Consider the following 24402-nt stretch of genomic DNA (forward strand, 5'->3'; position numbering starts at 1 on the left):
GGCACCCTAAGTAATTAATTTACAGCGAAATGTAAACAACCCAGCCATTTACCGGGCCTGGGAACCAGGTCTACCGATTTGATTATCAATCAACACAAGTACGAAAGTTATGCAAACCAGGTGTGAACCATGTGTCAAACATGTACCGTTCATTGTCTCGTTCCTGAAATCTCCTTACATAAATGGGTAGTAAGTATACAGAAACCTAAATTTACCCATTATGAGTTCAAACAACAAGGGCGGTCGGGATCCTGTCCATGACAACATCCTCAAGATCGCAGTAGCCCGTGAGTATCTAAGTAGTGATCTGGGCTATATGAAATTGGCTATCAAGTATGGTCTTCCTGGTCCAAGTACAGTCCGGCATTTTGTAAAATGGTATAAGGCAAACTATCCCACGGGAGAAATACCACCTGTCCAGCCGACACAACAATCGCAGCAGCCTGCCACAACCAGTGAAGTAGAAGAACTCAGAAAGCAATTACAACAGGCCAATCTCAAAGTAGCAGCCTGGGAAATGTTACTTGAAAATGCCGGTAAGGAGCTGGGAGTGGACATTGTAAAAAAGTTTGGTACCAAACAGTCCGGCAAGTGAAACAGCACTATCCTCAGGCAGCGATAGGCACACTTTGCGCATTGTTTGGTAAAACAAGGCAGGCTTATTATGAACATGGATGGCAGGCGGCCAACGGGCAGTTGCGGGAAGAACTTGTATTGGACCTGGCAACACAAGCACGCAAAGTCTTAAAGAAAGAAGGCGCTGTGAAATTGCTGGGCTCTCTGCGACCAGCGCTGCAGGCGCATAACATCAGGATGGGCAGGGACCGTTTTTTTAAGTTACTCAAAAAGCATAACATGTTGCAAAAGCGCAAAAGGAGCCATGCACGTACCACCTGGTCCGACCACCCTTATAGAAAATGGCCCAATCTGATCAAAGGACTGGAAGTACTAAAGCCTCAGCAACATTGGGTGAGCGACATTACCTATCTGCGGACAGAAAAGGGATTTATGTACCTGTCGTTGATAACGGATGCCTATTCCAGAAAAATAGTCGGTTATCATGTAAGCCAGAACCTGCGGGTCCAGGGATGTCTGATAGCCCTGAACAAAGCTATCAGGTCCTTAAAAGACTATGTACCCCAAAGTCTTATCCACCACTCAGATAGAGGGATACAATACTGCTGTGACCAGTATGTAAGTGTATTACAAACAAATCAGATCCGCATCAGTATGACCCAGACAGGGAGTCCGTATGAAAATCCGGTTGCAGAAAGGGTAAACGGCATCCTTAAAACAGAACTGGATTTGGATAGGGTTTTTGAAGGCTATAGCCAGGCAACAAGCGTTACCCATAACGCCATTGACCTGTATAACCGGCTGCGCCAACACATGAGCTGTGATAACCTTACACCTGATCAGGCTCACCTTAGAGAGGGAAAATTGAAAAAAAGATGGAAGCCCAGGAAACGTAAAAACAATCCGGGTGACCAACAAAGTTCCTAACCTGTAAAGCGATATCCGTATTATTGCCTAAGCATGTAAAGTAAAAACCGTATTGACCTGCCCAACTGTAAGGTTTTTTCAGTACAAGACACATTGGAGAACACCCCCATTTGACACATGGATGGTACATGGATGAGGCCAGGTTGGTAGGTGGTTGGGGCAGTGGCAACAAATACACATGAGCATTAAGGGGCCCTGCCGTTTTAAGTAAAAATGGCTGTTTTAATGATAAACGCTATTAGCACCCTATTACTACGCTTCGACTACCCTATGACTACCCTACAGCTTCCCTTGCAATTACCTTCATTAATTCCCAACAAACGTACTTAGGAATTAAAGGAGACCCTAATCTATAGGGTAGGTATTGACCAGAATCCACTAAGATTACCTGATTCGACTATATACGACTACTATAGGTTATGGGAGGGCCATGTATCGCTCCAGTTCTTCTTTGGTGATGGTAAATACAGTTCCATGCCGCAGCCCCTTGGGGAAAGAAACCTTGTCGGAGATATCTGTCCAGGTTTTTAGATCAGTAGAACTGATAGCGCCGTACTTATGCTCTGTGTACTTGTCGAAGTAAACGATCCAGTTGCCTTTGATCTTAATAACTGTAGGACCTTCGGCCCAGTATTTTCCGGTGATGGGTGCTGAAGGAGCGGAATAGCCTGTTGCCAAACTGTTGCTGGTCGCTATGCGCAGGTTCTTCTGCGGTGGTTTCTTTGTCTCATCTTTCAGGAACATCACATACTGTTTGCCATTTTGCTGAATGGTAGCATCGATGACATTGAACCCTTTATCATACAGAAGCTTCGTGGGACTGAAGTTCACAAAATCTTCGGTGGTCACATAATATATGCGGTGGTTGTATTTGTCATCGCCTGCGGTATCGCCCTGGGCAAACCTACCGGGAATGGTAGTGGCCCAATAGATCATGTATTGCTTTTTGCCGGCATCATAAAACATCTCCGGAGCCCAGCAGTTGCGGGCACCTGCCTCGTGTTCCATTACAGGCAGGTATTGCTGATCGCTCCAGTGCACCAGGTCTTTGGAGCTGGCATAACCAATGCCTTTCTCATTCCAGCTTACGGTCCACACCATGTGGAATGTGCCATCGGGGCCACGCACAATACAGGGATCGCGCATCAGTTTGTCTTTACCGGCCGTGGGTCTCAGGAAGGAACTATCGTGGCGCAGCGCATTCCAGGTATAGCCATCCTGGCTATAAGCCAGGTGCAATCCATCTTCACCATTACCTTTGAAGTAGGAGAAAATATAAACAAGCTCTTTAGATTGAGCAATCAATAAAACAGATTGGACAAGTAAGCAAAAGGTGATAAAGAACTTTTTCATATAGGTTTGCCTGATTGACGCGGCAGGTAGGCAAGATATATAAAGCGTAGGATTTATAGTTATCAATTTTTACCAACAGAAAGCCTTCTATTTCCAAATACTCTCCTGTGTCCAGTTACTGGTAAAGCCCAGGGCATCTGCCTTAATTACCGGATTGCCGGACACTAAGTTGATTATATTTTCCTTAAACCCGGAGTTTGATTTTAAAGTAAGCAATAAATATTGAATGCAACATAGGACCGAATATATTTTGGACACATCCAGTTCATCGACATCCAGTAAAAAACGGTTTTTCTTTCGGGCAGGCATGGTAGGTTTAATGGTCAGGTTTCTATCCAGAATTTTTGCATGATGAGCACATAGGTTGCGGACGTAGGTAAATGAATGCAACCAGGAGGAGAGGATATTGTCATGTGTTTTTAAATAGGCCGAAACACTAACCCGGTCATCGGTATTCAAGATACCATCATAAACCATTGATACTTTTCCAAATGACAACACTTCCATGATCATCCAGGAGGGAGGTAAAACAGGGTCGCTATAAGTTTGTTTATATTTTTTTATAAAGTGTTCATCCGGATTATTTTTGCAATACTCCGTTATCTCGGTTAATAACGATTGATGATAGTAGGAAAAACCAGGTTTGAAGATCTCAGCAATTTCCAACCAATGTGAGCCATACTTACATGCCAGGGTATTATTGATCAACGCTTTTATAGCGACTTCGATATCAGCGATAGCGTCGAATAAGTTTATACGCAGTACCTTATCAAACTCATACAAACCCTGAATGTCTTTGATAATAGTTCCATTCCTGAATTTATTGTCCTTTTTGAAGTATTTCATGTAGTTGTTCAACCGGAAGTAACCGACCGACGTCAAAACTCCTCTGACAGTATCTACATTGTCTATTGTAAGATTATTGTGTTGAAGCAGGGCAAGCTGTTCCCCTATGTTAAGCGGAGGATCTGTGTATTTCATGGATATTAAAAAAGAAACCCGCCAAAGTGCGCTTGAATCAGAGGCGTGGCAGGTGTTGTTGAATCAAATATACATATTTTATTTAATTCAACAAATCTTTTTTAATTTCTCACCAGCGTTACACTCATCAATCCGATCACCACATCATTAGCCAGGGCATGTACACTGATCGACTTCAGGTCTTTGTCGTTGTTGAGGGGCATATCGAGGATGGTAGCGGCGCCCCCTTCAATAGCCCGGTTACTGAAGCCTTTGAGGGTGGTGTATTCCCGTGATGCCGTTCCGATACGACCGGTCTTTAAATACAGCCGCAGGGGCGCTGTGGCATTGGTGGCAAACGCATATCCATCGATATAATAGTCCTGCTCAATAGGCCACCAGTTTTCGGGATTGCGCAGCACCAGGGTATCGACCGATCCATCGGTGTATTGTACGCGCACTTCACCATTCACCAACCGGCTTTGCATAGGATTGGTACTGCCAGCCATCACGAGGTAAGCATGGGAAGCCCGGCCGGTCAAGGGAATGGTGGCGGCCTTCGGGTAATTATCCCATTGGGAAGTAAACACCATATTGTTGGTATTGGTATCGCCGGTAATACCAAAAGGAATATGTTGATCGAGGTTGATCTCATTATTGCCACCAGCCAGTTGCCGTAAGCCGCTGTCATCAATAACAGGCTGCACCAGGGGATAACACCAATTACCAATACCCTGTGTAGGCAATTGCAAAGTAGGCGATGCCGGACGGGGTGACAGATAGCTCTGCTGAAACAGGTTATTGATCTTCCCATTCATCTGGGCCGACAGATCGATCTTTTCAAAAGCAATACCAATAGAAGGAATATCCCAATTGAGCATCGTCGTTTGTGCGCTGTTCACACTATCCCATTGAAACTGTACCAGGTTACTGCCGGTGATGAGGTAAGGAGCAGGGATGTGCACCGTGGGTGATACTTTCTTCGCTGCCACCTGCAAGGGCATGCGAATTACGCGCGGGCCGGGATTGATCACCAGGGTACCCTGCACTGCAGCCGCATAGTTTCGCACGGTAAAGTAAATGCCGCTCGAATCGGCCCTTGAACCAATGATCTCAACGGGCGGTTTTATGGTAAAAGCAAGCGGCTGCCACCAGCTGCAACTGCCTTGTTGCAGCCGAACAAAAACAGTCTTATCGCCAAAAGCCGGCAATACCTTTGCCTGCAACCTGTTATTATTGGTTACCGGTTTTTCCAATACCTGCTGTGGATCGTATACTTCCTGTATCATGGCTGCGCCGCCGGTAATAGATAAAGATGAACCAGCTGCATAGATACTATCATACAATATTTTGGCTGGCGCAACTCCTTTCCAGGTAATGACAATACTATAACGGGCCTGCTTGGGGACGGTTATTTCCAACAAGGGATCACCCACTGCTTCTTTGATGGCCTTCCAGGCCACTGCTTTTCCATTGACTGTTACAGCTGCTACACTGGTCTTATGGGCCTTTACCTGCAACTTCAGGTGCATGCTGTGGGAATAAGATGGCAGGATGGTGTATTGATCTTTGACTGGATCGCGTTTGAAATCAAATTGTATATCGGGCACCTGCAGGGATGCATAATTCCAGCTGGCGGGCAAACCCGGTTTGATGGTGAGGGTATCGCGCAGGGCATCAGGTTGTATGCCAAACAAGCCTTCTACGAGGGTGCGCGATGCCATGCCGATAGGATCGGCAAAGTCGCGGTACAGTTCACCCCGTATGGCATCATAAAAAGGCAGCTGCTGAAAATTACCGGGACTGGCGCCAATGTACATGCTTTCAAGCAAAGCACTCTTCCATAATGTATAAGCCGCTTCTGACCGATTACCCTGCCAGTAGGCCAGGGCAGTATGCAGGTTTTCGGCCAGGGCCACATTGTTGATAGACCAGGTATAGGGCTGCCAGTTGGTGGTAGACAACAGGTAATAATCTTTACCCGTCACTCCCTTTGCCTGTACAGGGATATGGGGAATTTTTGTATCGATGTAATGCAAGGATTGCCAGGCCTGAAAAGCATCGGGCACTTTGGAATCAATAGCATGGTAAATGGTCCACAGCCCGGCAGCCGGATGTGTTAATTTGTTTCCCAATAAGTCTTTGTATTCTGCATACCAGCCATCTCCGGGCAACCATAGCTGGCGTTGAATGGCCTGCGCGATCTTTGCCGCTTCCTGTTGATAAGGCGCAGCATCTTTACCTGCTACAGCTGCGAGCGCTGCCGCCATCTTATTAGCACGGTAGTTATAGGCGGAAGAATGGGTAACACCGCCGCCACTGTATTGCAAGGCATCGCTGGCCCATATGCAACAATATGCATCATACAAACCATCGCCATCGGTGTCAAAATTCCTTTTCTCCCAGGCCAGGTGCCGTTCTATCACGGGCCACATTTGTTGAATAAAGGCGGTATCGCCGGTATAACAAAAATGGGTGAACAACTGATCGATGAACACGAGGTTCATATCATAATGATGGGGGCGTATATCGCCATTGGGATTGCGGCAGATATAACCGCTGCTGAAAAGGACGTTGCCAATTTTTTCCTGTTGACGGGCAAAGTGCAGCGCGGTATCCGGCACCACGGGACCGGTGAGGGGTGTAGTGATCTGAGACTGGGCATAACTGCTGAAGTGTGTACGGGCACGGTCATGCCAACCCAATGGATCGGCTGTATAAGCACCCCGCCAGGCAGGCAGGCGCATACGCCAGGCAATAGCACCGTGCATATAAGTAGGATCATCCCAGATGGCATCCGCTGCGATACTCAAAGCACCACCCAGGGTATTGATATAGGCATCGGGGGTATTGACCTGCACACGGGCAGCGAGGTCTTTGCGCGTTGTCTCCGCTGCGCGGAAAATGGCAGGCAGTTCATCATAACTCATGGCTGTTGCGGTGGCAGCAGGCTGCCGGATAGCGAGGTAAAGGGTGTCGGTCTTCTTCAACAATACCTTTCCGCTGATCAGTGATGAAGTATCGGTAGCCGCAGATTGATCTAATACCAATGGGGATTGTTGTTTACCCGGATGGCTGGTATGCAACAGCATGCCGGCAGGAAAAATGCCTTCCAGTTTTTTAGCCCCCGCTTCACCATAATGAAGGGTGAAGGTATTGGCATTTATATCATATACATTATTAACGCAATAAGCAGACTGCAAATAGAAGGAAGATTCGGGATCGGCGCCAATATCTCCATCACGGGAGAATTTCTTTCCGGTCACGCCGCCATAAGCTGCAAACAGCTGCACAGCCGTTGTAATGCCTTTGGGAATAATCCGGATGATCATGGCTTCCTGTGTATAGGTGGCCATTACGGTCATCTGCAACAGGCCTGTTCCCAATAAGGGATCGCTGATCTCATACAACATGGAGCCGGGCCGGTAAATAGCCTTGATGGATCTGGCTTCAGTAAGCCATTTGCTGTTGTTACCAACGATGATACCCAGCTTACAATTTCCCCCCATACCAGGCAGGTACAAAGCAAATTCTGGCAGGTCGCCCGCTTCTACCCTGAATGCGGTATTACCACCATACAAAGCCCGGTTGAACCGTAATGCACCATTGGTGGTCACAAAATCTTTTCCTTCCGGCCGGTAATGGATACTACGTTCCTTACCATGCCAGGGGCCGGGCAATTGGCTATTGGTAGAGCAAGGGATTACTACCAGTGTCAGAGCGATATATAGATAACGTATCATGGGGGTTACGTGAATCTTCCATCGTGCATCGGCAGTCGGCCATCTTCCCAGCTCAGCACTCCTGACTACAGACTTTTTTTAAGGCATCTTTCGCAACCCCTCCCACTTAACGGTCCAGGTAGTTGCAGGGAAACCCGGATTAGGGGTTTTATCGGCATCGGATCCGGCACACATCAAGGCAATGGCACTCAACAAGCCACCGTTGCCCGGCAGGTAAATCGTTAGTCTTTCATCCTGAAAATTGTGGCCATTGACAAGGTAAGTATTGGTTCGAACCGGTAGGAATAAGGCATCTATGGCTTTTTCCGGCAAATGCAACCGCGTGGCAGCCATGGCGGTGAGTGGAAAATCCCACCCCCAGGTATCTTCCCATTTCCACACCTTCCACACAAGATCAAAGGTACTCTTCATGACAACGGTATCCAACTGATTGCTGCCTGGAATGGAAGCATAAGTAGCCAATACAGCCGGATGATCGGTCTTATAGCGATCAGTCGTATAACAATCCGGTGTACTTTCAGTAGCAAGATACACTCCATTGGCCTGAGGTAAAGGGGCCAGGCCATTAATAATTTTATCCCAAGCCTCCTTGCGGGGTAATCCCAGGCGTATCCGCCACCGCTGGGCCACATTCAATGCCCAATGCCAGTAAGCCAGTTCATAAGTGGGATTAAACGTAGTTACTGCATCGAAGCATTCCTGGGCGGGGATCAACCCTTTGCCCAGGTTGTATTTTTTCTTCACCGGGTCCCAGGATGGAAAGGAAGCCATGAAATCGGCGGTAGCAAATACGAGGTCCTTGTATTTATCCAATACCTTCCTGGTTTTCTTTTCCCGGTAACAGAGTTCCGCCATATAAATAAAATGCGGCTGTTGCCAGATGAGAAAGGAGCCTACGGAAGATGGCGCTTCATGACCGGCATGGTCTGTCATCTTCTGCCAGCGCAGGCCATCAAAGCCCTGGCGTTTGGCAATTGCCTTCGCACCATCGGCAACTGTTGCATACCAGTCAAGGCTATTTTCCATCAATTCTATCCTGCCCCATAAAGCAAAATGTACGGCATGCCACCAATGCATTTCCAGGTGAGGCTTGCCATACCAACTGTTGTAGGTAAGGCCGGTTTCCTGTGGCGGAAAATTGGATGCACATTGTATTTTGGTAAGGTATTGGGATAAGATCATCCTCCTTTCCAGCTCAGGTGCGCGGCTGTCTTTACTGCCGGCAAAGTCAACAGCACCACCGCTACGCCAGAATTGGGCCCAGCCAGACTGACTGTTGCGGGTCGTTTCTTCAAAAGACGGTAGCTTCTTTTTGGAAGCGTTTGCTGTAAACAGAAAACTGGCTTCAAAAGTATTGGCCCCGGCTTCAGGTGTGATTATAAAATGATGTGCAACGCTTTTTTGTATGGAGGCTTTTTGTTTCCAACTGGCCTGTACTTCGTATTGAGTAGTATCAAGCTGGTGACGAATAGCGACCACTTCACCGGCAGGCACGGGCAGACCGCTCATCGGGGGCAAACTGGTTTTTAAAACCGTTGTATGCTTATTGGCATTATTATCATTCACCCCCACATCTTTAAACTCGCCATTGGGATACGGGAAATGAATGGTAAGGACCAGCTTCTTTTGCTTTATCAGTGGCGATACGATCTTCACAGCCACCACGTCTAATTGCTGGTGTGCATACGTGATCACCTGCACAGGCTGGCCTTCCACGGTGAACCGGCTATTGATCTCACCCGTCCACATATCCAATTGCTGATCAATATTCTCAATATCGGTAATGCCGGCCGGTTGACCATTCTTTTTAATGATCTCCAATCCAACATTGCCCAATTGCAGGCGATGGGGATTGACACGGAAATAATCCGCCGCTTTTTTATTGCGCTCCGGCTCTTTCACCTGCACGGGATAAGGTATCTTTTTACCTTCCAACTCATAGGTGCGCAGGGTTTCTTCAAATTTGTAGTTGTCCGTATTGGGAAAGCTATGCCAACCCCATTCGGATTGTGTGCCCAATGGAACACCTCCTTTGTAGAAATTGGGAAAACTTTGCAGACCGGTAACATCTACGGTAAAAGCAAAGCCGCCATTACCTATAGAAAGGGAGGATAAGGAGTCCGCTTTGTTGATGTGAATGGTGTGACGGCGTACCACGGCCTGGCGATCGATGGTTGATTGTTGTGCATGCGCTACATAACAAGTAAGCGATAATATACCTATTGCTATACATTTCATATATGGGTATTCACAGTTAAAAGGCATTACTTTCTTCTTTGTCATTTCGCCCTTCTTTGTCATTTCAACCCCTTCTTTGTCATTTCGACCCCTTCTCTGTCATTTCGACCGCAGGGAGAAATCCGCTATCGAAGCAAACAGATTTCTCACTCCGCTGCGCTCCGTTCGAAATGACAAAGAGGGAAAGTCGAAATGACAAACCAGGGTGTGTTTTCTTACTCAACTCACATGTCGTCAATCCACATTAAAACAAATCATTCACAGACGGCATAGTAAATTGTTTGCGCTGGTCTTCTGGCTTTGGTAATCCGAAATAAAACCAAAGGGTACGTTTTACCGGGCCATTGAATTTGGTGAACTCACCAGCCGGTCCCAGGTTGCTGGTATTGGTACTGATGTTCAAAGCCAGCTTGGTGCCAATGGGCGGAATGGCATCGAGAAAAGAAATATCACCCACCGGCAGGGCCGGATGTGGTGTAACGCCCGACAATCCATAAAAGTTAAAGAGCCTTACGTACAATCCGGTGTCCTGACTGGCCATCAGGAATTTACCTTCCACGGTATTCATTTCCATCCAGGTAATATCGGCATAATAACCTTTGAATTCCGGATAGTTCCATGGATAGCTGCCGGTCTGGGTATTGTTGTACATGTTCTCCCATACATTGTTGCCCACGCCCTGCAGGCGATTCTTCCAAACGCGGTAAGGTCCCTTGCCCAGCCACCTGGCGCCCAATACAAAGTTCTCGGGGTAACTGAAACTGATACCTGCCAGGGCATAGCTGCCCTGCAGGCTGTATTCATAGTCAAGGCTTACCCATCCACCGGGATGCATGGTCCAACGGGCATATTTCAAATCACCGGTATAGGAAACTTCTACCACCCGGTTACTGCCATCGGCAAATTGTTTGATAGTACTGAATTCAGCCTGGCCGCTTACCAATACGGGGCCATTGCGAAACATCAATGCATTGCTGCTGGCATTGGTAACGCCGGTGAGTTGTCCATTCTTTTTACTAAAGGAAAGGGTGATACCCGCCGACCGGAGTGCCAGGGTAGAATCTGTTTCTGCCACCCATACAGAATCAGTATTGGTGGTGATCACGCTGTTCAACAACTGCTCATTGCTTTTGATATTCCAGGTGCGGCGGTACACTTCTTTGCCGGAAGGATCAACAACGATCACCATTAAGGCATCGTGGTTTTTCCAATCGGCAGGCAGGTTCAACAACAGGGTGCCGGATTGAGTAGCAGCCACCGCAGGGCTACTGGCCACTCCTTTCTGTAAGACGGTAACACCCGATTGTCCGCTGAAAGGTTTGGTATAATTCACCAGTTGCCAGCTAAAGCGGCATTGGCTCAGGTTGGTAAAGTGATAACGGTTCTCTACAGGCAGGCTGCCATTGAAAGCGGCAGGTAAAGCTGCTACCTGTATCTTGACCGGAGAGAAGATTTCCCGGATAGCATAAAAACTGCCTTCCTTCTCCCGGTGCGGTCCTACCACCCCATCGGGCGCATTCACCCCATTCACGTCAATGCGTCCGTTGAAATCGGTACGTGCAATGCCTTCATCCACCAGGGCCCAGAGAAATCCGCCGCCCGACTTCTTAGCACCCCAATGCAGTTCCCAAAAATCATTGAGGGCAGCACCACCTCCCCCATCATCCTGGCAATGCAGGAATTCGGTAGGCATGTAAATATCTGGTCCGTTGAGGATATTCTTGCTGCTGTAATAATCTTCATAGTGGTTGCAGTCAATGCCGTTAAAAGTATTACCGGGACGGTGATGGGCATGGATCACGGGACGGTTGGAGAGATCATACATGCCATAATCATCATCCAGTTCTTTGTTATGACCGCCTTCATTGCCATTGCTCCAGAAAATAATGGAAGGATGGTTGGCATCGCGGGTTACCATTTCTTTTACCAGGGGAGCACCTGCTTTAGTGCTGTAAGCCTTTTGCCAGCCAGCCAGTTCATCCAGTACATACAGGCCCAGGGAATCACACAACTCCAGGAAACGTTGATCGGGTGGATAGTGCGAACAACGTACGGCATTCATGTTCATCTCTTTCATGAGCTGTACATCGGCCAGGTCAATAGTCGGACTGACGGTACGCCCTGTTTCAGGCCAGAATACATGACGGTTGATGCCTTTCATCTTTACCTGCACACCATTGATGTAGATGCCATCTCCCTTGCGTATTTCAATGGTGCGAAACCCAAAGCGCTCATGCGTACGGGCAATAGGATCGGGCCCTTGCCGCAGTGTTAATGCTACGGAATACAGATTAGGTGTTTCAGCCGTCCACAGTTGAGGATTGTTAACTTTTGTGGTGAGTAGTACGATGGAATCATTGGCCTTCACTCCCTGAGACATGGAAGCGACCTGCTTGCCGGCAGCATCTACGATAACGGCAGTGAGTTGCCGGGGGCCACTGATATTTTGAAGGGCCACCCTGATCGCGAAACTGCCATCGGCTTTGGCATCAATGGCGGTATGCTCAATATGCTCTTTAGGAACAGCCTCCAGGTACACGGGGCGGAAGATGCCGCCGAATACCCAATAGTCTGCCAGGCGCTCTGCATTGTTGACGGATTCATCGGCCGACATTTTACTGACGGTCACTTCCAGTTTGTTGGGCTTGCCTGGTAATAGCTTATCGGTGATATTGTATTTGAAACGATAGAAAGCACCCTGGTGTACCGGACCTGCCAGCTGACCGTTGATCTTTACTTCGGCATCGGTCATGGCGCCTTCAAATACGATGAACACTTCTTTCTTCTTCCAATTGGCAGGAATGGTGAAGGAATGCCTGTACATGCCTTTCTCATCAGCAAAGCGGAAATTACGTCCGTAGGTCTTGTAGTCGCGTCCATAATTGTAAGCGCCAAAACCCTGTTGCTCCCAACAGGAAGGCACTTGTATACTGGTCCAGGTGCCGCTCTTACGCCCACCGGTACAATAAAAATCCCAGCTGATGGTATTGTCTTTATCAGTGCCGGAGAGGTATCTGATCTCTTTTTCCTGGCCGCTCGCTGTAGCAAACAAGGCCATCAATAGCATTGCGCTTATCGTACGATGAAAATTCATATCAGGTATTCCAAAGGCCCCTGTGCTATCACTTGCTCATTGGTCGCAGCTTATCAACTACCGGCTTATTGCGGTCGCAGGTAAGCTCCCCATTGTTGTATTCAGGCGCCCTTGCTATCGGCAATGCCTTTGCTTCGATAACAGATTTCTCCCTGCGGTCGAAATGAACAAAAAATGGGTGAAACGTCAATACCTGGTTCACAGTTAGACAATCTTCACTGCCTGACGGGCTAATAGTTTCCACTCTTTGCCTTGTTTCTTCCATACGGTAAGGATGGCCAGGTTTACTGTACCGGGCTTACCGCCATCATTGGTGGTAGCAGCTAACTTATGGCGCACAATGGCCACATCGCCCGATACGGTGATGGTTTGCTCTGTGAGATCAATGGTCACAAAATCAGATTTGCCACTGGCAATCGCTTCTACGAAAGCAGCTTTGTCTTCCAGCTTGCCGCTGGAATGGCCATAGGTCAGTTCGGCAGCGGCTATTTTCTCCAGTGCTGTCCTATCACCATCCACCATGGCTTTGCGGAGTGTTTCCACAGCGGCCCCTACTGCGGCTTCGTCTTTGGATTGTGCCACGACTGCAACATAGGTAAGGTTGGCGATCAATAACAGGCCCATTAATTTGATACGCATACAGTATATATTTTTTGCGGGTTAAGAATGAACCCAATATTAAGTTTTATTGTATTACCCGCGATGGGTCGGGCTGCTTAATTCGTACTTTATCCATATATACTATTGGCGTAATAGTAACCTCACTTGTCAACCCGGCAGGTTTGGGTGTCCAGTTAACCGCTGTGAACAGTCCATCGGCCCCACGATTAGCTGGCAGCCTCGACGGGAAATTGGTATTGTAAAATTTCTTCCAGTGTACTCCCTTCTTATCCATATCTGCAATGCGGTTAGCCATGCCATTGGTCACTTTTATTTCCAGCTGGTTATTGTCTTTCAATGATCCTGCCGGAAGCACTACCTGGAATACCGGGCCGATAAGGGTAGTCACGCGTTTCCCATTCAGGAATACCTCTGCTGTCTCCTGCACATTGCCCAGGTCGAGCAGGAAATCCTGCACCTTGCCTGCCGGCTTTGCAAAGCTGGTAGTATAAGAAGCTGTGCCGGAGAACTCCTTCAGACCGTCTCCTGCCCAGGTGGTCCAGGAAGTCAGTTGTGTAGTAGTGGTGGCAGCAGGCAGCGCAGGGCCACCGCTCAGAAAGGATATCTTCCAGGTGCCCCCGATCTTCACTGGATTGCCGGCAACCGCATAATAATTATAGGGACTGCTGGCATCTGCTGTGGGTGTACTTTGCAGCACACAACTTTCGCCCTGGTTGAGCTGCAGATACACGGCTGTTTGCCCGCCTTCCTTCCTCACCATTGTTTTCCCGGCCTTCCCCGTCATTGGATCGAATACCGTGATATGCTCTGCAGTAGTAGCGAGGTTTACCCAGGCATCCACCCGTTGATTACCGGTATTGGTAATGAAATAATATTTGCCGGCCGGTATGGCCCGGCGTATACATTGTAATCCTTGTACGGCCATGGTTTCCTGCGGCACTTTGGCGGCAGACAATAATTGCTGCATGTCATCGGCCATCACAAAACGGCCTTTCCCCACAAGTGCCTGTTGCACGTCATTAGCAGTGCTGAATGATAACCGGGCCAACAATTGCTTAAACGCAGCCTGGCGATTGACCAGGTCGGAATAACCCGGTACATCACCGGGCAAAGACTTATGCACCAGGATGGTGGCGCCATTTTGCGCCAGCGTAACCAGTTTTTGCAGGGTTTCCAGTGGCAGGTACTTTGTTTCTGCCAACAGGATGGTCTGATAGGCATTGCCGCCTGATAACAACCCCGCACCCTTATTGCTTACTAATTGCAATTGCTTATCAGAAAACAGGTCGAATGCATAACCATGTTCCAGCATCCAGCTGGCGCTGCTCTTAAAATCAGTATTGTCAAACCCTTCCATTCCATCAAAATGATGCAGCAGGTCGCGCCCCGGCTCTGCAAAGCGGTCATAGATGGGGAAATACATTAACACATCATTGTCGGGTTTACCGGCTTGCAGGAATGACTGACAGCGGGCCACATATTGATTGAGGGTAGGGAAATCTTTCCAGAAAGGATTGTTGGGATGAAAATGTACAGCGGCATAAAACAACCAGCCTGGCCAGGGATCGTTCTTGGGTGTATAATTGGTACCATGATAGAAGATATGGTTCACACCCCCAATGAAATATTTATCCAGCGCCACTTTCACATCACCCAGGCTGGATTGAAAATGCTCATTGAGCCAGGTGGCTGCTTCTGCTGATGCCAGCGGTTTGCCCAACACATGGGTGGTGGAAGTAGCAAACTTAAAACGTAAGATATCGGTACCCTCTGTTTCTGGAATATCGATAGCCCCATACAGGTCGAGGATATTGGCAGGTGATCCATGCGATTGGTTGCGGACCAGCGAGCCTTTTGCTTTTGCCCAGCTATGCCAGGGGGTAGTGAATTTTTCCAGCAGCAATTCGGAAATGGTTTGCCGGTAATCGCTCAATACACGGGTATTCTTCTCTTTGGTATCCTTGCCATACAAGGCTGGTAATTCCTTGCGCAGGTCATAGCCACGCCTTTGTTGAAATACCTGCAGCATATCGGGTGTCCAGTTGGCTTGCCCACGTGCATCATCTACCTCGTACGAGTCGTTGAAGAAAGAGCGGATGCCTTTGAGGTTCTTACCGGCAAAGGCTTTATCAAAATATTGCAGGTAATGCTGCAGAGCAGGTAAGGAAAAGTGGTCTATCACATCACCCTCTCCACCGGGTGCTGCCCGCTCTACCATTTTACCATGCCAGCCCTGGAACAGGGCATACAATGTCCAGTTGCCCGAGGGGGCTATCCAATTAAGTGTTCCATCGGTGCCTACTTTAGCAGTAATGTCCTGACTGTTTCCTTTCTCATCATAAGCCATCAGTAAGCTGAGGGGCAATTGCTTTTCATAACGCACCTGGTCAAAAGCGTATTCCTGCAGGTTCTTATTGGTGGCAACGGGATAAGACAATGTTTTTATATCTACAGGTTTACCACTCACTGTGCGTACCATGGGTTGCTGGGTAAAAGTGATCTTCTCCGTGAGTTGCTCACCTTCCTTCAGTGTCCAGGTCTTCAGGTTTACATTTTTGCAGGCATCGGTGGGCGTAACCCAGGGACCACCAAAGGGCCAGCCAGTACCCGTGGCCAGGTCAATACCCAGGTTAAAGCTTTTGGCTTGCTGTAAGGTGTATTCCAGCATACTCACCCATTGGGTAGAGAGGAAAGGAATGAACTGTTGTTCGGCTCCCCGCACTCCATAAATAGGCGTTATTTCCAGTCCGCCAAGGCCCGCCTGCTGGTATTGCTGCATGGACCATTGCAGGTCTGTTTTATTGACGGCGCTGCCTTCCCACCACCAGCGTGTCCAGGGTTTGGCAGTTTGGGTGATAACGGGCCATTTAGCCTGTGGGTAAGCCTCTATAATTGCAAAAAGTAAGCAAGCAATGAAAAACAACTTTTTCATGGGTAACAACTTAACACCAGGTGTAATTTAAAACAACAGGAGAATAAATGAAGGATAATATAGGGCAACACCCTATTACGGGCCTGCCTGGAGCAGATGGTTTCATATAGCAATAATTTAGTGTTAACCTAATGTCTAAAGTAGGCCCCTAAGGCTATTGAATCATCCTGACCTATCCTGTAAGTATTATACATTGCCACCCTGAGTTTCGCAGAGCGGAACAAGCTCTTTAGACCAGGGTGAGCCGCCCTTCAAGGGCGCCCCACCCTTTAGACGGCTTCGACAGGCTCAGCCTGACATTTACATCTTTTTCAATTCCCATCGGGTTTTACCATATTCATACGTGGGCTCAGCGACCAATGCCACTTTTTAATGTCATCAGGATGGGCCGGATTAAAAGTGCGCACCTCTTTTTTAATGTACTGCGCCAGGCCCAGCTTATTATCCCGGATGCCCTGTACTATACAGCGGGCTATTTCATAAGCGCCATAAGGATTAAAATGGGTATTGTCTTTTAGCTCTTTCTCCTGACCGGGAAATGTATTGGCAGGATAGATCACGAAAGCCAGCTGACTTTTATCGGGTCCCCAGGCTTCATATAGGGTCTTGCTCATATTGTTGAGGTCAATGAGCGCTACTTTCTCTTCTGCAGCTGTTTGCCGTACGGCAGCAGGATAATCACCCAGGGTATTGACCACTTTGCCGGTGCTGTCGAAATTGCGGCGGTGCATGGAAGTAACCAGTACAGGTATACCACCTTTCTTACGGGCTTCGTCAATGAAGAATTTCAGATCGCGCTTATAGGATGTGAACGGACCGATACCTTCTCCTTTTTGCTTTTGGTCATTGTGTCCAAACTCGATGAAGAGGTAATCACCCCCTTTCATCAGGCTCAATACTTTCTCCAGGCGGCGGGCAGAGATAAAACTGTTCAGTGCTTCGCCCGATTCTGCATAGTTGGCAATAGCCACCTTGCCTGGTTGAAAAAAGGAAGGCAGCATTTGACCCCAGGCGGCATAAGGCTCTTCTGCCTGATCCACTACGGTGGAGTTGCCCGCCAGGAATACCGTGATGGCATCCTGCACCGGCGTGACCTCCACAGCACAAACTTTGGGGTGGGCATCATTGAACTCCAGGGTCAGTTTATTATCCCAGTGCAGGTAATTGATCTCCCTTGGTTTCAGGCGTACTTTTTTATTGGTACCCTTTATCAATGAATCGCGCACATGAACGGTAAAGGATACAGTAGCAAATTTGCCTTTCTTCGTATTCACCTGCTGTACCATCATACGGCGGCATTCGGCCCGGATGGTGGCTACAGTGACGCTGTCTGCATCACCAAGGGTTACCGTCACATTATAATTCCCTTCCGGCACTTTCACCGAGAACTGAAAGGGAAGGCTGCTGGTAATAAAATCACTGCGCAAGGCGTCTTTACCTCCCCTGTCTGTAGCGATCAAAACAGACCCCGGTTCAAAACCATAGCCGGTTTGTTCGTTGTAAAAAGTGGAGGGGCCTACAGCTGTATAGCCCGCAGCGGTAGTCCCTGTACCAAAATCAAAACGCCAGGCATTGGTTTGAGCCTGAGTCAGCAAAGCAATAAAGCAAGCAAGCAGGGCAATACAATGTTTCATACTAATATCCCTTATTCTGCAGGTACAAACCTGGTTTTGTATCCAGTTCTGATTGAGGAACCGGATAGATGATATAATCTTTCTGGAAAGGCTGCATGGTATGCTGCACATCTTCGGCGCTGATCCAGGCAGGGATAATGGTTTCTATCAGGCCGCTTCTTACCAGATCGTGCCAGCGGGAACCTTCAGCAGCAAACTCCCTTCTTCTTTCACCCATCAACTGTGCCAGGGTCACATTGGTGGCCGTGGCAGACAGGGAAGCCCTTCCCCTCACCTGGTTTACTACGCTGTCTACAAAACTCTGCGTACCCGGCGCTCCATGCAATATACATTCTGCTTTCATGAACAGGACATCTGTAAAGCGATACACAATAAAATTGATGGGCCAGTCTACACGGTTGGAAGGCACTTTGGTAAGATCAACATACTTCTTAAAGAAAGAACGTGTTTCCGTTACGCCATTATAGGTATACCCTGATTGTATAGAAAACGCTTTGCGGGTATCACCCACCTCATACGAATTGAGCAGATCATTGGAAACAGGCCGTATGGTCAACCCTCCCTGGGTGGCCTTACCCTGCGACTGAAACCAGGTATCGGGCACCAGCACCCAGGCAAAGGTAGAACCCAATACAGGATTGGCCCCCGTGATGTACTGCACATCAAAAACCACTTCTGCATTGTTTTCATTGGTAAAGGAAAATATGTCCGTGTACTTCGGCAGGAAACTGTATTTATTGCTACTGATCACTTCCTCCAGCAATTGGGCCGCTTTGTCCCATTCATTCACACCGAGGCCCGGCCCTTCAATACCATAGGAAATACCGGAGCGCGTCATATACACCAGCGCCAACAATGTTTTGGCGGCATAACGGGTAGCCCTTCCTTTATCGGCAGCAGGATAAACTTCCGGCAAATTGGTACCTGCAAACTGCAGATCGGCCATGATGAGGTTGTACACATCTCCCACTGCGGCCCTGGGAATTTGCAAGGCTTCTTCCGGCGAGACCGGGTGATCGATAACAGGTACCTTTCCAAACCACCTTACGAGATCAAAATAAAAGAAGGCCCGCAGGAATTTCGCTTCTGCTTCAAGCCGCGTACGCAGACTGGCATCGGGGATCACCGTACCATTTTTCTTCAGCTGATCCAACAGGATATTGGCCCGGAAGATGCCATTGAAGTTTACATTCCATGCTTCTGTAACATAGGGATTGGCAGCAATGGTCTTGTGAAAGCTGTTGATCCCTTCCCAATCACGCACACCACCATCGGACACAGCATACAAGTTATCCGATCTTGTTTCGGATAAGTTCAATTGCCTGTCGGGATAACCGCGCAGGCTGTTATAGGTGGCATTGGTAGCCTGCAGGAAATCATTTTGTGAGGAATAAAATGCATCAGCAGGTGATGCAGAGATGGGCAATTGTTCCAGTTTCTTTTCGCAGGAAGCAAGCAGGATGATCGCCGCGAAGAGGTAACAAATATTTTTCATACTGATCGATTAACAGATGATTAAAAAGTAATGTTCACACCAATGATGAGCGACCGGGGTAAAGGAAGTCCGCCATAGTCACCCGCTTCGGGGAATGCTGTACTTCCGCTCAGATCGGTATTGGTGGCTTCGGGATTGAAGCCTCCTTTGTAGCGGTCATGACCAAAGAAATTTTCGGCAGTGATATAGATGCGGGCAGCCTGCAATACATGCTTTGCTTTGATCAAGCGGCCGGCGTCATACCCCAGAGTGATATTACGCACACGAACATAATCGGATGGGTACAGCCAGTCGGTATTAATGATACGGCCAAAAGTAGAATAGGCTTTGCCGATCTGTCCGGCACCCGGATCGGATGGAGAACGCCAGCGGTCGCGGAAGGTACCCAGTGCATTGTCTGTAAACCCTTGTCCTGTTCTCCCCAGCGCACGACCCAGCAGTGAATAAATGGAACCACCCCACTGGCCCTGCACCAATACCGTAAGGTCAAATCCTTTGTACCGGAAATTATTGGTGATGCCCCAGATATAATCTGGATTGGGATGCCCAACGATCATACGGTCATTGGCATCTATGACACCATCATTTGAATAATCGAAATATTTGGGATCACCCACTGTCTGAGAACCAAAGAGTGCAGCGCCCTTGTTGATATCATCCTGGGTGAGGATACCATCCTGGCGCACGGCATATATGGCGTACATAGGCTGGCCTACTTTCAGGATAGCGTGGGAAATATCAAAAGAAGAAGGGATCAGTATCTGATCCTGCCCACCTGCCAATGCCACTACCTTATTCGTATTATGACTCAGGTTGGCGGAGGTAGTCCACTGAAAAGCACCGGTCATATTGCGGGTGGTCAGTTCTATTTCCCAGCCTTTATTCCTGGCTTCGCCTGCATTGCGGAGATAGTTGGAAAAACCGGTAGCACCGAGCACGGGTACATTCAGCAGGAGATCGGTGTTGAGTTTATTGTAATAATCAAAGGAAGCGGTGATGCGGTTGCTCAACACACCAATATCAAATCCTACATCGATGGTCTCGGATTTTTCCCAGCTCAGCGCAGGGCTAGTGATACCGGTGGGCGACTGGCCTACCACCTGTGTACCGTTGAAGTTATAGTTATTGAAACCCAATACAGCAATAGAACTGTAATCACCAATATTGTAATTACCGGAAGTACCCCAACTGCCCCGCAGCTTCAGATCACTGATGAAAGTTACATTACGCATAAATGATTCTTCCGAGATCCTCCAGCCAATGGAAGCTGAAGGAAACCAACCCCAACGGGTGTCCTCCCCAAAGCGGGATGATCCATCGCGTCGTAAACTGGCGGATAGCAGGTACTTACCATCATATCCATATTGTACTCTTCCAAAATAAGAGATCAACACATTCCTCGCTTCGCCGGTATTGCCGGTAATGGCAGCTGCGGCGTTCAAGGTAGTAATGTAATCGTTGGTAAATCCATTGGAAGAGTTGATGCGCACATTGTCGATCTTATCGGAATTATAAGAGATGCCACCCAGGGCAGAGATATCATGCACGCCCCCAATGGTCTTGTTGTAGGAAAGTGTATTCTCATTCACAAATGTCTGCCGGCGAAAGCTGGTATAGGAACCCGATGTCAGCGCTGTTTGCTGTGCTATGCGGGTAGGCAATGTACTGGCAATAATATAGGGAACATAACCCTTGGTATTGTTATCGGTATTGTCCAGGTTGAGGGTTGTTTTAAAGGTAAGTCCTTTGATGATCTGGTATTCACCAAACAGAGAAGTGAGGGTGCGAAAACGTTTGGTTTGCCCAACAGTATATTTCAATTTGGCAATAGGACTATTGGGTGATACGCTCCAGCGGTATTGACCATCCTGGTCTACATTGGGATAAATGCCCATGGTATCTTCCTGCACGGGTGTAAAACTTACCAGTTGGTGCAGGATATTGTCCTTGCCTTCCACACCGGGATCGTTGGTAATAGAATAGGTAGGCGACAGGTTGATACCGAATTTGAGCTTCTTACTGGCATTGATCTCTACATTGGCGCGGGCCGAATAGCTGGTATAATCCATATAATGGACCATACCTTCCTGCCGGGCAAAATTACCGGAGACATAATAACGCACATACTCATTACCACCGCTGGCAGCTATCTGGTGATTTTGGGTGAGCCCTTTGCGGAAACCTTCATCCTGCCAATCTATATAGCGCAACCCCGGGTGGCCTGGCTGGGTCCACCGGTCATCGGTCATATAACTGGTGTTTACAGCGCCGGGCGCCAGGCCGAGCATCACACGACGCTGTTCATTGGTTTGTGCGGCGGTCCTTCCTGATCCGGAAGCCACCCATTGCGCATTGATCATTTCCGTAGCCCTGTCTACCCACTCATCCGCACTCAGCATATCGAGCTTGCGGCTACGTTCTGAATAACCAACATAGGTGTTAAAAGAGACTTTCGGTTTACCCGTCTGTCCCCGCCGGGTAGTGATGAGTACAACCCCATTGGCTGCGCGGGAACCATAGATGGCAGCCGCTGCTGCATCTTTCAATACCTGGATGGACTCAATATCATTGGGGTTGATATTATCAAGGGGATTACCCAACGCATAATTGCCGGAACCATTAGGAGCAGCGCCTGATAAGGGGAAACCATCAATGACATACAGCGGTTCATTACCTGCCGTAATAGAACCAGTACCTCTTACCTGTATGCTCAGTCCTTTACCCAGCGCTCCGGTAGTCTGCTTCACTGCTACACCTGCCATCTGACCTACCAATGCCTGGTCTACCCGCGTAACAGGGCGTTCATTCAGGGTTTTGGCATCAAAGGTGGATACCGCGCCTGTTACATTTCTTTTCTTTTGGGTACCATATCCAATGACCACCACATCATCCAATGTTTTATTCGCAGCATGAAGTGTTACTGTCAGGGCAGACTGATTATTCAACGGCACTTCCTGCAATTCATATTCTATATGCGTAAAGATCAGCACCGCATTCCCGGAAGGTGCTGTTAGCTTAAAGGTGCCGTCGTCTTTGGTAAGCGTGCTGCTATTGCTTCCTTTCACCTGAATGCTTACGCCAGCCACCGGTTTGCCGGCTTCATCGGTTACTTTGCCCGAAATACCAATACCGTTCGCATTGGTATCACCCTGGGCATGAGATTGCTTTGGAAGGAGGGGACCTATAAGACATAGCAATAACAGAACAGATCGTAGCAGGAACGATTGTAGTTTCATACAGCTTTTTTTATTTCAGCAATCTTAGTATTCTGAACTATGAGTACTAAAATTAGATAAGCTGTCACTAGTATTCATCCTGAACCATCCTGATAAGGAGAATACAGAAGTCAGAATACAGGATACAGAATCGTTTGCTTCGACAAGTAATACTGGCTGCTGTAAACTGCATTCTATATGTTACTTCTCATAATATTGCAAGGCACTATCGTTGATCTTATATTTATTTTTTTGCAGCAGATCATATATAGCGGCGCCCGCCAATAATACGGGACCATAACCGTGAGCAGCATATACGTTCACGGGACGATAATAGTAAAATGCCGGTTCGAAACCCATACCCGTTCCTACACAAGTACCTTCTATCTGTCCCTTGTCATTTACTTTGGTTGATACAGCATTCCAGGCCAGCAATGCCATGGGGCCATAAGCTACCGCATCGATCCATCCTTTTTGAATAGCATGGGCAATGCAATAGGTATAGATCGCTGTAGCAGAAGTTTCCAAATAGGAATCATTGCGATCCAACAACTGGTGCCAGAATCCTGAACCGGATTGATAAGCAGCTAATCCTTTGATGTGTGCTTTCAACAATTCCAGCACCTTGGGCCGACCGGGGTGATTTTCAGGCAATACATCCAGCAGTTCCACTTTCGTCATGATAGCCCAGCCATTGGCCCTGGCCCAATGGAATTGCGGATGCTCTTCCATGCCCTGCACCCAACCATGCATGTATACGTTCTTCTGTTTATTGAACATGCGTTCGGAGAATTGGATCACCTGCTTCACCGCATCATCAAAGTATTTTTGATCGCCGGTGAGCTTGCCCATCTGCGCCAGGGCCGGTACTGCCATATAAAGATCATCGAGCCAGATGGTATTGGGATGTGGCCGGTTGCGGGCCAGGGTGCCATCGCTCAACCGGAACTCTTTGGTAGAGATGTATTGCATGAAATTGTCAATGACGGGCCGTAGCTTATTGACAGTGCCCGACCGTTCCGCTTTGATCATAGCAGCACACATAGCACCGGCATCATCCAGGGCGTGGGGATCAATAACAGAACGCAGGGGATTGGAACGGTTCCTGTATTTTTCGAACAAAGGTTTAAAAACAGGAACAGCATCTGCGATCAGCTGCATCCGCCGGGTAGTATAATCAGTATATTTCTTATCGCCGGTAGCCGCACCTACCTGCAGCATACCGCTATAGGTAACACCCCATTCATAGCTGGTGAGCCGGAAATCACCGGGTTTGAAGATCGTATTGGTATCTGCAGCACTCACATTGGCCAATACAGCGCCGGAGCCACGGTTGATAAACTCAGCCGGAGTGGCTGCATCGAGGTAGTTAAATACCCTGTCCAGCACTTGTTTAACCGCTACTGTAGTGGGCGGATTGTAAGGCACCGGGTAATCGGGCTGCAAGGCATGCAGCGGAGCCGTTACATCGTTGCCTTTCTGAGCTGCTGCCGAAAGCCCTGCACAAACAAAGCAGGAAAAAAATACAGGTTTCATTGAATACTTCATATAGTACAATTTCTATTTTCTAATCGACCTAAACAAAAACAAAAGGACGGTCAATAAAAATTGACA

General features: G+C 48.1%; 13 protein-coding genes. 2 read left to right on the forward strand and 11 right to left on the reverse strand.

What is annotated here, in order from left to right; all coding sequences use genetic code 11:
• The first annotated feature begins 220 nt into the window (after window positions 1-220).
• Window positions 221-595, forward strand: a complete 375-nt coding sequence (locus D3H65_RS18955; protein ID WP_119049026.1) for a hypothetical protein — start codon at window positions 221-223, stop codon at window positions 593-595.
• On the forward strand, window positions 592-1503 hold the full coding sequence (locus D3H65_RS18960; protein ID WP_119049468.1) for an IS3 family transposase: 912 nt from the start codon (window positions 592-594) through the stop codon (window positions 1501-1503). The genes D3H65_RS18955 and D3H65_RS18960 overlap by 4 nt, the downstream gene beginning before the upstream one ends.
• A gap of 417 nt (window positions 1504-1920) precedes the next feature.
• Here D3H65_RS18960 and D3H65_RS18965 read toward each other — a convergent pair whose 3' ends face one another.
• From D3H65_RS18965 to D3H65_RS19015, 11 genes are all read right to left on the reverse strand, one after another.
• On the reverse strand, window positions 1921-2856 hold the full coding sequence (locus tag D3H65_RS18965) for a glycoside hydrolase family 43 protein (protein WP_119051814.1): 936 nt from the start codon (window positions 2854-2856) through the stop codon (window positions 1921-1923).
• A gap of 87 nt (window positions 2857-2943) precedes the next feature.
• Window positions 2944-3837 (reverse strand): Abi family protein, encoded by an 894-nt coding sequence (locus tag D3H65_RS18970; protein WP_119051815.1) that lies wholly within the window; start codon window positions 3835-3837, stop codon window positions 2944-2946.
• Window positions 3838-3938: 101 nt separating this feature from the next.
• Window positions 3939-7559 (reverse strand): DUF4450 domain-containing protein, encoded by a 3621-nt coding sequence (locus D3H65_RS18975; RefSeq protein ID WP_119051816.1) that lies wholly within the window; start codon window positions 7557-7559, stop codon window positions 3939-3941.
• 78 nt (window positions 7560-7637) lie between these two features.
• Complete coding sequence (locus D3H65_RS18980) at window positions 7638-9797, reverse strand: hypothetical protein (RefSeq protein ID WP_211345515.1); 2160 nt, start codon at window positions 9795-9797, stop codon at window positions 7638-7640.
• Between the two features lie 244 nt (window positions 9798-10041).
• Window positions 10042-12891, reverse strand: a complete 2850-nt coding sequence (locus tag D3H65_RS18985; RefSeq protein WP_245999529.1) for a glycoside hydrolase family 2 protein — start codon at window positions 12889-12891, stop codon at window positions 10042-10044.
• Between the two features lie 204 nt (window positions 12892-13095).
• Window positions 13096-13530, reverse strand: a complete 435-nt coding sequence (locus D3H65_RS18990; protein ID WP_119051818.1) for a nuclear transport factor 2 family protein — start codon at window positions 13528-13530, stop codon at window positions 13096-13098.
• 46 nt (window positions 13531-13576) lie between these two features.
• Entirely contained in the window at window positions 13577-16444 is a 2868-nt protein-coding gene (locus tag D3H65_RS18995; RefSeq protein WP_119051819.1) for a glycosyl hydrolase, read from the reverse strand.
• A 311-nt stretch (window positions 16445-16755) separates the two neighbouring features.
• A complete protein-coding gene (locus tag D3H65_RS19000; protein ID WP_119051820.1) occupies window positions 16756-18078 on the reverse strand; it encodes a rhamnogalacturonan acetylesterase in 1323 nt (440 codons plus the stop codon).
• Between the two features lies 1 nt (window position 18079).
• Window positions 18080-19573 carry a RagB/SusD family nutrient uptake outer membrane protein gene (locus D3H65_RS19005; RefSeq protein ID WP_119051821.1) on the reverse strand — a complete coding sequence of 498 codons (1494 nt, stop codon included), beginning with the start codon at window positions 19571-19573 and terminating at the stop codon, window positions 18080-18082.
• A gap of 20 nt (window positions 19574-19593) precedes the next feature.
• Window positions 19594-22809, reverse strand: a complete 3216-nt coding sequence (locus tag D3H65_RS19010) for a SusC/RagA family TonB-linked outer membrane protein (RefSeq protein ID WP_119051822.1) — start codon at window positions 22807-22809, stop codon at window positions 19594-19596.
• A gap of 180 nt (window positions 22810-22989) precedes the next feature.
• Entirely contained in the window at window positions 22990-24336 is a 1347-nt protein-coding gene (locus tag D3H65_RS19015) for a glycoside hydrolase family 88/105 protein (protein WP_119051823.1), read from the reverse strand.
• Window positions 24337-24402 lie beyond the last annotated feature (66 nt).

Source organism: Paraflavitalea soli, from assembly GCF_003555545.1.
Lineage (GTDB): Bacteria > Bacteroidota > Bacteroidia > Chitinophagales > Chitinophagaceae > Paraflavitalea > Paraflavitalea soli.